Here is a 16,394-nt window from a genome sequence, read left to right on the forward strand (position 1 = left end):
TTTTGCTTTTTTAAATTATTAGTATATAGCACTTTGTGTATTTATTTTTATTCTCCTCAATCAGGAAGATGATATGTTCTTTTTATCAACTGCTCCTTAATGGTATTAAATCTGTCTGTAAACCATTCAGGTACACTTAAATTTTTTAGTTCTCTTCTTACAACTTTATGATTACCTTCTAAATAATTGCTTATAATAAAATTAAATTTAATAAACCACTCATTATGAAACTGTATTGCTTTTTTATTAAATTTTAATGCAGCAGAATATTGCTTATTTCTAAATAGATACATGGTGAAATCGTGTGCTTGTTGTGCGGAATACGAATTTAAACTCAAAGCTTCGTTGATAGTCTCATCATATAAATCTTGCTTTTTTAGTTTTTTAGCGATTCTAGCCTTCATCGTTAAGTTAGTTATGTTTTTCTGTCCACCAAATTGATTATTCCCAACTCCATTGATTGATCTGTTAATCCAAGAAAGTGCTTCTTCAAGATTTATATCGTTTTCCATACACCATTGTGCAGCATCATGCCAGGCCTCCCAACGATAGGTGTTAATCCCTCTTAGTTCCGATCTTAATCTATTAATGACCGTTTCTTTTAAGTCAACTGCAACTCTCATTGAAATTCTCTTAATTCCCCATTCAAGTGCTAAGATCATTGTACTATCGGATTTATGATAAAACTCAAAATCTAATTTCTCAGTAAATGGACAAATAGTATCCCTTACATTAAATTTATAGGATATATCCTTCTCAATGTCGAGATAATAACTTCCCCATAGATCATTTGCCTTAGCTAATAAAACGGTATAGTCTTTTGTTTTGTCATTAGGTATTATATGTAATCCATATTTACCTTTTTTTATCTTTAAGTCCTCAATGGTCAACTCAGTATCAAATTCAATTGTTGTATTCATATTAGCACCAGCTCTCCAAGGATAAGGGGTTCCGTTTCTTGGAATAACATTGGCATCATTCCATACGTCCCTGCTATCTAAACTTGGGCTTGAATACTTCAAGATTATATCGGTAACACCTAGAGTTTGTATTTCAGTAACCTTATTACTAGGTTGCGGCATTTTTAGTGTATGAAACGGTGATTGCGAATATATGTATCCGCAAATCAAGATGGCTATAAAAGAGAATTGTCTTTTCATGATTGTGTATTTTCACCGAAAATATTTTGATTTATATTTTTAACACTATTGATTAATGAAATCAAAAGAACTAAATTCTTTAAGACAAAGTAATTTCTTGACAATTGTTTTAAACCTAATTACTAGAAAAATCTCTTAATTTTACCTGAAGCATATAGCCAAATGCTATTGTAAGTATTGGCATGCACAAGTATCTTAAGCCTATCTCATAAAAATAATTGTCAATTGACATTTTTGAGATAGGGATGAGAATCGCAAAATCTAAACCCCAATTAATAATTAACCAAATAGAACCTAATAAAACACCTTCTTTTAAAAATTTGTTTTTGGCTATCATAAAGTATTTTATTATAAAAACTGTTCCAATACTAATACCTATAATTAACATTATCGACTTGTAGAACATTAATTTAATTTTTAAATCCCCTTCACGTGAATAGAAAAGAAATGAATTTAAAAATGGAATTAACCAAACAATAAATCCATATATAATTGCTTTTTTTATTGAAGCCATTGACCAGTAGTTTTGTATGTCCTAATTTAGGTTTTAGTTATTCATAATTTATTTTGATTTGTTGAATCGATATTTATTTATGTTATATTTTATTGGGATATGGGTCAAAACATTAAGGTAGAACCTTGTTCACTATATCAATATGATGAGAATAAGGACAAGGAAATGTCATCACCGATAGGTTAGGTGAGTCTAAAATGTGTGCTGATGTTAAGTGGTTAATAAATCCAAAAACAGTATTAGATTTAACAGTAAATACTGATTTCGATTTCTGGTATGCTTTTTAAGATATTATATCATTGCCTCGAGTTACTAAACCGCCTTATTGAGCTATTCATGCTGATGCAATTTTGTTAAAAAGTCATTTGCAGTATCTGTTTTTTGTGCCTTACAAAACTAGTTAGAGCACAGAGGACATATAAAAGCGGATAGAATTATATACGTCCTCCAATTATATTTAATTTTTTTCTTGGTTTTATATTATTTTTCAATTAATCTATTTCTAGTTTTTTAACATTTGTTCCTATTGTAATTTCTTTCATTTCGGCTTCGAGTAGACCAAAGTCTTTCTTTGATACTTTTTTAGCAAAGTTGCCATTTTTTAAATGATGTATTTCATCACATGTTTCTACTAAAGTAGAGTAAATATGAGAAGCGATAATAACCGTTTTGTCCAGCTTCTTTAGCTTGTGTATTATTTCTGTTATAATAATATTACTTTGAATATCAACACCATTAAAAGGCTCATCAAGAATAAAACAATCATTACCTTGAAGTAAAATTGCTGTAAGTGCTAATTTTTTTTTCATGCCAGTTGAGTAGGTAGATGCATATTTGTTTAAGGGAAGGTTAAAAATATTATTGGTCTCAATAGTGGTTAGCTTTTTTTGCCTTGCATTATTAAGTAATCTAATATATTCTTTGCCAGTGATTTTAGAAAAAAAGTAAGGTTCGGTCATTAAAAGCCCAATATGATTTTTTAAAATTTTAAAATCTGATTCAATCTTTCCACTATAATTTTCAAGTCCAGAAATACAGCGAAAAAGTGTTGTTTTGCCCGAACCATTTTCACCAATAATTCCATAAACTTGGCCCTTTTTAAAAGAAGCACTCATATTTTTCAATACGTTCTTTTTACCATAGCTTTTTGTTATGTTCTTTAAAGTAATCATTCGAGTATTGTATTTAACTTCTTTCTGGATTGAAAATAGAAATAAGGTATTTGTATGATTAGTAAGGGAGGAAAAGCGATACTAATTCCAATAAAAACCCATTGTGGTAAATCCGTTTGAAATGGATAGGCAGCATATTTAGCTAATATTATTGTAGTAAGATAAGCATTAGCTAATAACCAAAATATCAGCAAAGTTTCAAATTCGGCTGTAAAATTAATACCAATTACTATAAATATAGGACTACTTAATAGTGTAGTATAAGTAAGCCCTGTTTTTATTTTTTTATGTATGAATTCTTCTGGAGACGTTTTATAATTCCAAATGAAGTATTCATTTTCAAGTTTTGAATAATAGGAAGACACAACTAAAAAAATCATTAGCATTGAAAAAACACTAAGATTAAAATTTTTTACTGAAACTGAAATATAAAGCAAGTAGTATACAATAGGAAAGATATAAAAAGTATTTCTAAAACCAATCGTAAATTCGAATGGCTTTTTGTAAAAAGGCGTTGGGATTGTGAAGTTGAAACCCCTATTGAAGTTAAAGAATATTGATGTTATTGCTAATGCTATAAATATTGGAATATAGAGGAATAATTTTTTATAGGTTAGGAAAAACACAAAAGGTAAAATTCCAATAAAATTCTCAATTAGTTTTGTTAAGATGTAATTTTTCTTGGTAAGCAAAAATTTCAAAAAATCATTTTTTTGTTTCCCAATAAGCTTTATTAAGACTCTAAATGCTAGCAATATGTATAGGTGAATTGCAAAATCCATTGTAAAAAAAATGTAGTTTGAAAAACCTAAAAAACAAACAAACAATATCAAGTATGCTAAAATAGGATGTAATCCAAAGGCAATAAACTTTCTGTTAAGAATTTTAAATTGAAGATAAAAGTAGTCTTTCATTGATTAACTAAAGCTAATATTAGATTTAATAAAGTTGTATTGTTATTTTTTTAGAAAATTTGGAATTAAAGGTATAATAGATGAAAAAATTAAGCTTAAAATTATTCCTACTATTATTCCAAAGATTAAATAGAAATTGGGGGTAATTGTATTAGTTATGGTTTCGACTGTTGTCTCATAGGAAGAACTGCTTGGGTCTAGTAGAGCTATTTGATTTTTAATAACCGTTTCAATCATCAGGTTGCTCACAAATTTTAAGTAAACAAACATAAAAAGAGAGCTTACTATAGCTCCAATTCCGCCTACTTTAGTACCAAACATAAATTTGGATTTATACGTTGAGAATAAAATAGGCGAAAGATTTATTCCAAAATAAATTACAAATATATAAGGAAGATATCCAAACCAACCAATAATTTCGTCACCAGATATACCTAGTAGGTTTGTACTTATAAAATACAAAATACAGATACTTGAAAGAATACAAGAATACTTAATTATTTGTTTTTTCATTATTTTTATTTTATTAATATATACGATAGATTTTTATCGGTTAGCAAATCCAAATTGATTATGAAATATCTCCTTTCCTTTCTTATAATGTAGAACTACACCACTAAACTTATTCTTTACTGTAAGTGAGTCAATTCTTTTTTCAATAGAGCAGTAGTCTCTTTGGGCATGCGTGTTATTACTAAACGCAAAAAAACACAAAAAAATAATGTTGGATGACTTAGTTTCATTCCTCAAATCTCTAAAACAGCACTAAAACTAATTATTTTATTAATAATTAATCTACACTTTCAATTAATCCAAATAAAATTATTATTGCTTTGAGTGGATAATATATTCTGACATTATTTTAGTCAATGGTATGTTTTCATTAATACTTATTATCAATTTACCTTAGGGATATTGATCGAAATGAATAAGGATAAATGCTAGTGTATTAGATAAGCCATAAGCTATTATTGGAATAGTAGGTTTTTATTTGATTTAAGAAAAATAATTCCTAAGAAAAACCACTTATACTCTCTTGAACTCACCCACTAACGCCTTGTTACGTATTTCCCTGTCCAAATAGGATACTCTAAAAAATAAATCCAGTATACATGCTTGGTTACTTTTGTCAAATACCCATGCAAACGGTTCGTTAATTTTCCTTACATAATTGTAACAATCCATTTAATCGATCGACATACATTAAAAAGTTTCGCTAAATGTATTTACTGAAATTATCAACTTGGATTCTTCCATTTTCGCTTCTAGCTATAGTAAATTGCATTTTTCTAGCATTTATATTTTTCTATAAATCAAAATTCAATAAGAAAACAAAATTATTCATAAGTCTCTTGTTGTTGTGCGTTGCATCTAGCTTCAGTGATTATATTTTTCATTACTACGAACTTTATAGTTATGGAATAATTAGCATTGTTGGTATAATTGGTAAATTAGGAATCGGGCCTCTTTTATTACTCATATTGAAATCTATAAAGCCTACTTCACAAATCAGTTCATATTATTATTTACATTTTACATCAATTATTATAGTTATTTCATTTGGAAGAACAAGGAGTCTAGGTTATTTAAATGATATTCATATAGTATGCACATTATTATTAACTATTTACCTTGCTTATTCTACAAAATACTTATTTACATTAAAGCAAAGAAATATTCTAAATATAGAAAATAGGTTGTCACCAGAAATTAAAGCAATTTTACTTAGTGTATTTCTAGTATGGATTAGTTTTTTGATTCAAATCTACACAAGGGAAATTAAATATTATATTATAAGTACTGTCATTATTTGTGGCGTACTTTATCTAAGTATTTATAGTTTATACAAAAATAAAGCAAAAAGTTCTGGTAGTTCAAAAAAATCAAGGCTGACTCTTAAAGAGAGAGAGTTAGTAGTAAATAAATTAGAACAAATTTTTTACGAAGAAAAGGTATATAGAGAATCCAATTTAACACTAACTAAATTATCTCAAAAAACTAAAATACCTACCTACAAGATTTCAATAGTGATTAATAAAGAATTTCATAAAACTTTCCCAGAGTTTGTAAACTATTTTAGAGTAAGGGAAGTAGTAGAAAAACTTCATGATAATTCGAAAAATAACCTAACTATTGAAGGCTTAGCTTATGAAGTGGGTTTTAATACTCCATCAGCTTTTTATCACTCTTTCAAAAAGGAAATGGGACAAACTCCAAAACAATATAAAGAGTCTACCTAATCTGTCAACTTATTGAATTGATTTTAGAGAATAGGCTTGCAAGAAAAAACTGGACAATTAATAGGTATCTGTCGCATCTGACGAATTTAAGCTTAAGATAATCATTAAATAATATTCTAACTAGCCAAACCATAGAATGATTTAAGCATAGATTCTCTATTAGAGATCAATTGATCTTTCCTAATCATATGTACTATTTCTATACCTGATAATGTTCTCTTGGCTGATTCAAATTCTTTAAAGCCTAAATACCTTATTATCCGTTTCTTTACAAAACGATGATCCTGTTCAATAATATTATTCAGGTATTTGCATTGTCTAATTTGAATCATAGGAAATAATCGTTTATTATAGATTCTAATGGCATGTTTATTGAAACCACTCTTATCTATATTAATCAGTTCTGGTTTTCCATTATTCTTATTAGCTTTAATAAGGAACGATTGAGCACTCATCCGTTTTCTTCTTTTGGTTAAAAGAAAATCAATAGCATTGGTTTGCTTACCATTTTTCATTGCAAGACTCTTACATTTTTTACATTTAATTCGGTGTTTTTTCATTGTTTTTTATGTCTCATTGTATTCGCTTCGCTCGGTTCATATTTTTCTATCAACTAATTTGAACCATTAAGATTAAAAAAACGCATATAGAAGCCTCTAAATGCGTTTAAAAAGAAAAGAATGAACATTACGTCCATCCTTTTGCAACTAAAATTATGTTTTAAATTATTGTTTTACAATTGTTTGCGTTTAATAATTAGCTCATCAACTAATTTATACCATAACCATAATTTCCAATAAACTTAATGAAAAATACGTAGTTCTACGTAGAAAAGTCTTCTTATCAATTCTTATCTTTGAGATACCCTAATCAATTAAATCATTATGCTCTTAAATTCATTATTTAAAAACCTTTTCAAACTAAAAAAAAGTATTACAAGGAATCTAATTCCGAAGTAAACATTAAAAATCCTATAGCAATAAACATATTTACCAGAAAATATAAGGAAGATTTAAAAACAAATACTGAACAACTTAGAGAATTTGAATCCACTAAGAGAACTTAACCTGGTATAGAAATGGTGTATATGATTAAGAAAGATTGATTGATTTCTAATTAGGAATCTATGTTTAGGTCATTCTATTCTTTAGCTGGTTAGAACATTGTCTAATAATTAATCTGGATTTAAATTTATTGGATGCAGCAGATATACAAAATTCTTATTATTAATTATTAAAATCATTTATTATGAAAAGAACACTTTTTTTACTAATCATCTTATGTAGTTACAATTATTCTCATGGACAATGGACATTGAATGTTAGCAACAACACATTAACCACCAATAATGAGTTTGTAGGTATTGGTTCCAATGGAACAGGCACTACTGATTATAATTTCAGGTTTTGGCAAAGTTCAACTTTGGATGAGTTTTATTTATCTTTAGATAATGATGCTAAAACACAAATTCTTGCTGTAGGATATGATGACAGTAGCACTTTTTTGAGATTAAAGAACAGGCTAAATTCTGAATTATTTAAAGTAGGTACACTAGGCAACGATAACACTATGTTTGTGCATATGCCCAAAGCCGATTCTAGAGTTGTAATTGGCTCTTGGGGAAATTATCTACAAAGCGAAGGGCATAAGTTTGTGATTAAAGATGGTAGCGCAAAAGTTGAAGGCAACGTCTTTTCTACCGGAAATGTTGGTATCGGCACCATGTCTTTTGTTGATGGTTCAGACACCTATAGGCTTTCAGTAGACGGTAAGATAAGAGCCCATGGTGTTAAAATTTATACAGACTGGGCGGATTATGTTTTTGAAGATGCATACAAATTACCAACGCTAGAAGAGGTGGAGCAGTACATTAAGGAAAATGGTCATCTTAAAGATATACCTAGTGCTAAAGAAGTTGAGGAAAACGGAATTGAGCTTGGGGAAATGAACAAATTGCTATTACAGAAAATAGAAGAATTGACCTTATATACTATTGAGCTTAAGAAAGAAATAGAAGAATTGAAGAGTAAAATTGATTAATTATGAAAATCAAAGTATTAATAGTTTTATCATTTAGCACTATAATAAGTTTTGCTCAACAAACACCTTCATTTTTTGTTAAAATACAAGACTCAAATTATATGCTTATACAAACACATGATTTGTTAGATAATAAGATAGCTACTTTCAACTCACCAAATAGAGGACTTAATAGCCTTATAAGTAAATATAAGGTATATGAAGTCGAACATGTTTTTAAAAACTCACAAAAAACAACATTACAAAACGTTTATTTGGTACGTTGTAATGATATAAAGTTAATGGATGACTTAAATAATAACTTTTCCAATTATTATACAGATTTATTTGATTTAAAGATGGAAGAAACCCTAGTAATACCTAATGATTTTGGTATGACTGGAGGCTTCCTTGAACACCAAGAAGAATTAAATTATATCAGGGCACCTGAGGCTTGGGATCTCACAACAGGTTCATCAGATGTAATTATTGGTATAGCTGATAATAGTGTACAACCAGCACATGAGGATTTGGCAGGAAAGGTAAACGTGGTCTATGGTACTAACTGCTCAAGCTGTACCGCGGGGAGTGCACAGCATGGGTCTGAGGTGTCATCAATGGCGGCTGCAAATACGAATAACGGATTAGGTATGGCAGCAATAGGCTATAATTCAACAGTATACAATGGAATAGGCAGAGCAAATGCAGTAGATGCTTTATCTCAGATATCTGGGGTCAAAGTAATCAATACGGCATGGGTTAGTTCGGTATTTCCTGAAGTTTATGATGAAGTTGTTGAGGACAGAAAGGTTGTCGTTGTTGGTTCAGCAGGTAATGGAATTCATCCTGGAAGCACACAATATGTTAACCCTGCAGCATTTAAAAATGTAATTTCAGTCTCTTCTATTGCTCATGAGACTAATACATGGACAGACACATGGGGCAATTATTATGATACTGTTAAAGATAATCATGTCATTCAGTTTAATAGCGATTTAGCAAACTCTCATCAGCATAATGATTCTGTCGATATTGTTGCACCAGGTTATGGTGTTTTAGTTGTAAGACCTCAAACTAGTTTAACACATTATGTAAGAGGTGGAGGGACGTCCTTCGCTTCCCCTCAAGTTTCAGGTACAATAGCACTAATGTTTGATGTTAATTACTGTATTGACCCAAAGGAAGTGGAAACTATACTCAAACTCACAGCCGTTAAAATTGATACCATACCAGCAAATTTACCATTCTATGGTAAACTTGGTGCAGGTAAACTCGATGCTTATGAAGCGGTTAAAATGTCTAAGGATATGGCAGAACCGTTTGGGACCGTAGAAGTTAAAAATAGGATTTTATATAGGCCTTGGTTTTACAAACTTGAGACGGCACCTTATGAAATAAAGATGTCAAATAACAATGTGTCTCAAGGTTCTAAACTAAAATTTAGGGCTAGGCAAAATATCGAAATATTAAGTGGGGAATATTTTCCTGGTAGCGGCGGTTATGTAGACTTACAGATAAACCCTAATCTGGATTTAAATCATTGTCCACCCAGACCTAGTCAAACAGGTTCAAGGCAGACCATACAAAACACTAAAAGAGAATATAATCATGGCTTAATAGAAGTTTTTCCAACATTGGTAATAAATGATTTAACCTTAAGAAGTAATTCAAAAACAATTGAACGTAGAATTATGTCTGTTGAGATTTATGATTTCTTCGGAGTAAAAGCCTTTGAAGCTAATAATGTTGATTCAGACCAAATTGTTTTAAATTTGAAAAAGTTAAGATCTGGAATTTATATTGTCAAAATTTTAGATGCCAGTAATAATATAATTCATACGGAAAAAATTATAAAAAAGTAAGTAATGGTAGTAATGCTACTGGGTAAGCTAGTGTTCCAAACGGGAGCTTTTGCAAATTAGCAATCGTTATCTAATTGCAATGTAAAACTTAACAAACATATCAGATCAATATATTCGCTGACTGGCATCTTGATCTTTATAGGGAACTCTTAGGTTTTATAATAAAAAATGTGGACTTGCAATTGCTACAATAGAAAATGGAAAAATTGAAATAAAAAAAAGCCTATAACACGGTATATAAATCATAGCCGCCTATCGGCAGGCTATGCTTCATATACTAACCGTTGTACAACATTTGACCAAACAATGAAAATTACAGTTTTAACGATATTGTTTTTAGTTTTTTTAAGTTGCAAAAATGCGACTGAAAAGGAAACTGAACAAATCCAAATCGTTGTTGATACGACTGGATTAAAAATAGAAAAAGCTGAAAAGCCGACTGAAAACTTAAAACTGATTTCCTTTCTTGAAAACCCAATTGACTTACAGAAATTCAAGTCAAAGAATAACGGAAATGTAACAACGAGTGTAAATAACGGATTGAAATATCAATATCATCCTGCAATCAATGATTCAATATTTTATGGTTACAATTTTATAACTGATAGCATTGGATCAAAAGGAATAAACGAAATTGTAGTTTTTAAATACGGAGAAAACAAACATAGATTTGAAGACGAAACTGAAATTCTAATAGAAATGAGGATTTTAAATAAAGATTCGGATTTGGGAAAAGCAAATCTAATCGGACTTTCTAAAACGGCATTGGAATCTGAATTCGGAAATGACTATCTGGCTCTCGACAATGGAATTGCTTACTCGAATAAAAATAAAGTTTTGATTTTAGAACTTGACAAGTCGAAAGTCAATTCGTATAGATATATAAAATTAAACACCGAGAAAATCGACAAAAATTTAATCGGACAAATAATGGAATAGAAAAACGTTGTACAACAACGTGTATAGCTCATTGCGGCTGAATTCCTAATCGGAATTCATTGCAATTTGCTATCTTTCGGTTACGGCGGAAAATCATAGCTGATTTCCCGCAACGAGCCATACACAAAACCGTTGTACCACTTGTTTCAAGCTTAATTCGTATAAGTTATTCCAGGAGCCCGTTTGAAACACTACAGCAACCTTTATTTTAAGGTTTCTAAGAGATTTAGTCTTTTACCAATATACCAATGAACGAAGAAAAACAACAATCAACATTTCTGTTAATTGCTGTTTTTCAATTACTTAAACTCTAATTACATACCATATCCTAATTTGGGACACTACCCATTACCTGTAGTAAATAATTTCAAAAAAACCATATAAAATAATCCAAATAGGTAAAAGCTGAAATCCAATTTGCGCAAGTATACTATAATTAGTATCACCTATAGTGAGTAATAAATAACTCATTAAAACACCAATACAGATATTAATAATTCCAACAAAAAATGTTAATGAGTAATGAGGTTTCTTTTTGATAAATTCAAATAAACTTATTGATATCATAGAAATCAACACTATTGTAATTAAGAGGTTGACTATTAAATCAGGTATTTCCGTTTCTGATAATCTTTCTGAAAGGGTTAATCCATAAAAAATTATTAGAATAATTCTGGAGATTATCCAAAGATACTTTGTAGCTGTATAAAATTTAATCATTTCCTAGTATTAACATTGTATATTTTGCTCTTAAAGAGAGATACTGTATTAAAATCTTAAAAATAGTTTCTTTTAATAATTAGGTTACATTTCTCATATTAACAAAATCACTTAATTTTCAGTCCAATTATCTTTTAAAAAAATTACAGATTTGAAGAAAGATTCTACTTCTTTCTCATAATCAGGAAACAGCTTTTTTGGAATCATAAATACTAACCGATACAATACATCATTAATATTGGTTAGGTACATTATACTACTAATATTATCTCCTAATTTCATTTTTAATTTGTATACATCATACTCTTTAAATATGATTCTTTCTTTCTTAACTATTTCTACTTCCCCTATATCCCCTACATATTCATTTAAATTAGGTTCCGAAATAAAATCGACATTGAGCTTATTTGACATTAAATAAATTAGATACTTTATTTGCCTATTTTCCAAGTTCAAAATTTTAAAAACATCGACATTTGATAATTCTTCCTTCGAAGAGTTCATCTTTTCAAAAGTCGTGGACTTTGGTAATTCTATATTGTAGAATTCAGTATTTATAGCTTCTTGTGCCATAATATTTACTGATAAGATTAATAATAGAAATAACTTCATAATAAATATTTTAACTATTAGTTAATTCATTTTATGTTCTAGTTGGTCAGACAACCAACTCCCAACTCCTTGTAGCATCTTAAAAGCTCCAGCCCCTAAATTATAAAAATTTATACTACCCTTTGCTTTAATACCCAATGCTTTACCACTAGCTCCTAAAGTAAAGGACTCATCAGCTTTTAAGAAACTATTACCTGATAGATATTCAGAATAACTATCCCCTGCAGAAGCAGTTCCATCAACTTCTAAATTGTCTAAATCAACACTACCTTCAAATTCAGCCAAATTGAAACCTCCTCTGACTCCTGCCCAAGGGTTTTCCTCATTTCCTATAGTTAGTTTTCCTTTTAATTCACCGATTTTTCCTGATGCAGTCACTTTATTCTCTTCATTAATAGAAACATCCCCGACAAATAAGTTGGCCTCAGCTTCAACATTTACAGGTCCTATTCGCCCTCCTAAAGTCACTCCATGGCTTACCTCTTTTTTTAATTCACCTTTAAATACGTTGGATAATAGTTTTTTTCCTTGGTCAAATAAATCCAAAGTTTCTTGAGAAGGCATAAAAGGTTCAAGACCACCAAAAGGAGTCGGCAAAGGGTTGAAATCTTGTGGTTTTTGAGAAGTAGTACTACTAGATACCATTCCTAAATCAACTTCAATAATTTCGGTAGCAATTTTTGGGTCATCTGGACAGTCGTCACAATTAGCTCCTGAAGGTTCCATACCATCATAATCTTGGAAATAAACGGGGTTGTCAAACCCAAAATTATATGGACTGTGTCTACTCATCTTCTCAGCAAGAGGGTCAAGATTCATCCAACGTCCTAAAGCTGGGTCATAATTACGAGCACTAATATCATACCAATCTAATCCAAGTTCATCATTGAACTCTTTCCCACCGAACATAAATTTACGTGCCACCGAATTTACATTAGCCGATACATTGTTATTATACCCCTTATGTTTTAAGCCAAAAGGATAGTAGTTATTTTCCTCTATGATTTCTGTACTTGAGTTAATAGTCCCATTCCCATCACTATCTGCATAGGTTAACCTAACATTTCCTAAGTGGTCTTTAAACTGGTAGGTATAGTTAAACTGTTTGTTACCTGGTTCTATATACCCTTCTGGGTGAGATAGCATCTTTAATGTCCCATTCTCATAGATAAAATTACCTGCATAGTCTATGGTTATTCCTGTACTCACAATCTTTTTTTGTTTAACACCTGTAGCATCGTAAATATATGAAATATCCTACAAACAAAGCTTAGGAGCCCGTTTGAAACACCACAGTATATAAAACCTTTATTCTATAAGGTTTAAAAAACGTTCGTTATATCAAAGAACAAGAACAGGCTCTTAAAAAAGAACCTGTTTAATTATATAAATTGCTAATTATCAGTAGGTAACAATTGTTAATTTGCAAAAGCTCCCGTTTGGAACACTACCAAGGGATAGTAGTCTAAGATGATTTTTTTGCTGTTTCACTAAAAAATTAAAGCTGTTTCTTGCTTTTGTTGCAGTATTTTTAAAGAACGTTTGTTTTTGTTAAGAATACAGTATTTATAACCATTATCCTTAAAGTAGAAAACGGCAATTAATATTAACTGCCGTTTTCTCATTATTTAAAATTATTTCATCAATTTATTTGCACCATTACCTTACCCGATACTATCACCAAATTCCAAAAAATTATTTATCAAGTGGCTGTAGAATTCTATAGACTCGGCTGGAATAACACGCTCACCAAACTTTAACATCAATATTTCTTCAGTATAATCTTTAATATCTTCATAAGTATTAAAAATACCATCTTTTGAAATTTCATCGATTTTTTCTATATCATTTGAAATGACAATTCCTAATTCTAAATCTCTATTGCAATAAAAGTATAGATTATCTGATATAGATGTTATAATAAATTCGTTGGAATTTAATTTTAAAGAATCAGCAATATTTTCACTTGGAAAGTTACTTAATAAGGCATTATAGTGTTCATAATTTAATCCACAAGGAAACTTAATAGCATTGTAAAAATCATAGTGTTTGAAAAAATAATTTTTAGGATGTGGTTTTAATGTGTAAAAAATAAATTCATCAAATGAATTCTTATTCAAATATCTATTATAATATTCAAAAAACTCTTCACTAAAAATATCATCAAAAACAAAAAATAAAAGATTATTATAGTCTTTATTAAATATATTTTCAGGTAAAGATTTTTTATTAAAAATCCTATCTATATGAAATTCACATTGACTTAGAATATTCTCTGAATCTATAAAATAACTATTCTTCATTACCTAGTCTGATTTTAAGTTTAGTTTTCCCATTGACTGAAAAGTCAGCTGTTGGGCTACCTTGGTTAGAGCCAGAACGTACACTGTAAGATGTATTCCCATTTGTGTAGATTGTTGCATTACCATCTTTTGAAGTAGTCTTTTTAAATCCATTAGCTTCTAAATTAGTTCCAAATTCAGCCATAGTTACATCAGTTTGAATATTTTGAACACTTTGAGCTCTGCCTTTATTTTTTTGCTTAAGTCTTGTGTATTTTGAAGATGTTTTTTTATTTCCTGTTTTACCACCTACAATAGTTAATGCTACCATAGCAGTAAAATTTTCAAAATCCTCCATAGTTCCCTCTCCATTCTCAATCCTACTTGTCATATTACCAAGTTCCGCTATACCATCACTTGTTATGTCTCCCATATTAGCACCATCCATACCCGCATTCCAAGTATCCACAAGGCTATTATATATAGAGCCTGTAGTATTACCTATAAAAACAACAGCCTTAGTTAATCCGTTAGACCCCTCAGGTGCTACTCGTCTTTTGGCTCTTGATGGTCTTATATTATGAAGACCTAAAGTCAATACTTTTTTATTTCCAACCTCATTCATATACCATGATGAACTTTCTCCTGATGAAGCTGTACTTCCATGGTTTCCTGTACCATCGCCAATTGGTATAGCTGATGTTCCTACGTGTGTGTTTCCATACACTGGCTCGTGATTTGGAATGTCTGGTGCACCATTAAATGGATCTCCCTCTAAACCTTCTATCTCTATTTTCCAAATAGGATTGTTATGTGCAAATTGATAATTAGTTATAGATAGATAATCTTCGCTTATAGGATCAACACCAAAAAATCTTCCAATAGCTGCATCATAATTTCTATACCTAAAAGTCAACCAGTTTAAGCCCAGTTCATTTTGTTCCTCTTGACCTAAAAACTTAAACTTGCTCGCCACGGAGTTCACATTAGCCGAAACGTTGTTATTATACCCTTTATGTTTTAAGCCAAATGGATAGTAGTTATTCTCCTCAATGATTTCGGTAGAACTGTTAATCGTACCACTACCATCACTATCGGCATAGGTTAATCTCACATTCCCCAAATGGTCCTTAAACTGGTAGATATAATTAAACTGCTTGTTACCTGGTTCTATATACCCTTCTGGGTGAGATAGCATTTTAAGCGTCCCATTCTCATAGATAAAATTACCTGCATAGTCTATGGTTATCCCTGTACTCACAATCTTTTTTTGTTTAACACCAGTAGCATCGTAAATATATGAAATATTACCAGAAGGCAGATAGACATTTGTTGGTAAATTAAGGTGGTTATAATCAATACGGTTAATGCCCTTGTTCTCGTCGGTTTTCATATTACCATTAGCATCATAGGTGTACTCAGTGGTTTGGTTGGCGCCATCCTTAAAGCCATAATCGTCCGCACCATTGTCTAATACCTTTTTTAGCCTGTTGCTTTTGGTGTCGTAGGTATAGACCAAATTATCCATAACGCCAAATGTGGTCGACTGGGCATTAGTATGGCCTTTCCTTACCAGGTTGGTGATATTTCCGTTTTTATCGTAGACCACATTCTCAAGACTATAATTACTACTACTGGCCGTACCATTAGTAATTCTATTAAGATCATCATAGTTGTATTTGTACCAACGTAGTATGTTGTCGTTATCGGTTCTCCATTCGGTCTCGGCGATGTTACCGTTATAGAGCTCAGTACCACCATGGTCCTGAGTGTTGTAGTTGATCTTAAAACCAAAGAGGTCACTGCCAAGACTAGAAGGATCGTTAATGGTCTTTAGCCAGCCTCTTACGTTATAGGTATAGTCTACATCCTGTAATCTATCAATCGCATTTTGCTTACCACCTACACCCTTAGCTGTCAGTTGCCCCAGATCGTCATAGTTATTGTCAGTAATAACCTC

The 16,394-nt window shown here is 30.6% G+C and carries 14 protein-coding genes; 4 read left to right on the forward strand and 10 right to left on the reverse strand.

Going from position 1 to position 16,394, the window contains the following annotated elements; translation table 11 throughout:
* Positions 1-56: 56 nt before the first annotated feature.
* The 5 genes from Q0912_RS17190 to Q0912_RS17210 form a co-directional block, all read right to left on the reverse strand.
* Positions 57-1,160 (reverse strand): DUF2911 domain-containing protein, encoded by a 1,104-nt coding sequence (locus Q0912_RS17190; protein ID WP_299117459.1) that lies wholly within the window; start codon positions 1,158-1,160, stop codon positions 57-59.
* Positions 1,161-1,275: 115 nt separating this feature from the next.
* On the reverse strand, positions 1,276-1,674 hold the full coding sequence (locus Q0912_RS17195; protein WP_299117462.1) for a hypothetical protein: 399 nt from the start codon (positions 1,672-1,674) through the stop codon (positions 1,276-1,278).
* 491 nt (positions 1,675-2,165) lie between these two features.
* Entirely contained in the window at positions 2,166-2,846 is a 681-nt protein-coding gene (locus Q0912_RS17200; RefSeq protein WP_299117465.1) for an ABC transporter ATP-binding protein, read from the reverse strand.
* Entirely contained in the window at positions 2,843-3,628 is a 786-nt protein-coding gene (locus Q0912_RS17205; protein WP_299117467.1) for an ABC transporter permease, read from the reverse strand. Before Q0912_RS17205 ends, Q0912_RS17200 begins: the two co-directional genes overlap by 4 nt.
* Positions 3,629-3,802: 174 nt before the next feature.
* Positions 3,803-4,273: a DUF4199 domain-containing protein gene (locus Q0912_RS17210; protein WP_299117470.1), complete on the reverse strand. Its 471-nt coding sequence runs from the start codon at positions 4,271-4,273 to the stop codon at positions 3,803-3,805.
* Between the two features lie 707 nt (positions 4,274-4,980).
* Here Q0912_RS17210 and Q0912_RS17215 point away from each other — a divergent pair.
* Entirely contained in the window at positions 4,981-6,000 is a 1,020-nt protein-coding gene (locus tag Q0912_RS17215; RefSeq protein WP_299117472.1) for a helix-turn-helix domain-containing protein, read from the forward strand.
* Positions 6,001-6,116: 116 nt separating this feature from the next.
* Here the strand turns inward: Q0912_RS17215 and Q0912_RS17220 are convergent, their stop codons facing one another.
* On the reverse strand, positions 6,117-6,515 hold the full coding sequence (locus Q0912_RS17220) for a DDE-type integrase/transposase/recombinase (protein ID WP_299117474.1): 399 nt from the start codon (positions 6,513-6,515) through the stop codon (positions 6,117-6,119).
* A gap of 733 nt (positions 6,516-7,248) precedes the next feature.
* Between Q0912_RS17220 and Q0912_RS17225 the strand changes: the two genes are divergently transcribed.
* From Q0912_RS17225 to Q0912_RS17235, 3 genes are all read left to right on the forward strand, one after another.
* Positions 7,249-8,040: a hypothetical protein gene (locus Q0912_RS17225; protein WP_299117476.1), complete on the forward strand. Its 792-nt coding sequence runs from the start codon at positions 7,249-7,251 to the stop codon at positions 8,038-8,040.
* A 2-nt stretch (positions 8,041-8,042) separates the two neighbouring features.
* A complete protein-coding gene (locus Q0912_RS17230; protein ID WP_299117477.1) occupies positions 8,043-9,881 on the forward strand; it encodes a S8 family serine peptidase in 1,839 nt (612 codons plus the stop codon).
* 306 nt (positions 9,882-10,187) lie between these two features.
* Positions 10,188-10,820 (forward strand): hypothetical protein, encoded by a 633-nt coding sequence (locus Q0912_RS17235; protein WP_299117479.1) that lies wholly within the window; start codon positions 10,188-10,190, stop codon positions 10,818-10,820.
* 831 nt (positions 10,821-11,651) lie between these two features.
* Here the strand turns inward: Q0912_RS17235 and Q0912_RS17240 are convergent.
* The 4 genes from Q0912_RS17240 to Q0912_RS17255 form a co-directional block, all read right to left on the reverse strand.
* Entirely contained in the window at positions 11,652-12,152 is a 501-nt protein-coding gene (locus Q0912_RS17240) for a hypothetical protein (protein ID WP_299117481.1), read from the reverse strand.
* Positions 12,153-12,173: 21 nt separating this feature from the next.
* Positions 12,174-13,361, reverse strand: a complete 1,188-nt coding sequence (locus tag Q0912_RS17245) for an RHS repeat-associated core domain-containing protein (RefSeq protein ID WP_299117483.1) — start codon at positions 13,359-13,361, stop codon at positions 12,174-12,176.
* A 455-nt stretch (positions 13,362-13,816) separates the two neighbouring features.
* Positions 13,817-14,455, reverse strand: a complete 639-nt coding sequence (locus Q0912_RS17250; RefSeq protein ID WP_299117484.1) for a hypothetical protein — start codon at positions 14,453-14,455, stop codon at positions 13,817-13,819.
* The coding region (locus Q0912_RS17255) for an RHS repeat-associated core domain-containing protein (protein ID WP_299117486.1) at positions 14,445-16,394 on the reverse strand (1,950 nt) is incomplete at its 5' end. The genes Q0912_RS17255 and Q0912_RS17250, both read right to left, overlap by 11 nt.

The organism is uncultured Winogradskyella sp., from assembly GCF_947498345.1.
Classification (GTDB): Bacteria; Bacteroidota; Bacteroidia; order Flavobacteriales; family Flavobacteriaceae; genus Winogradskyella.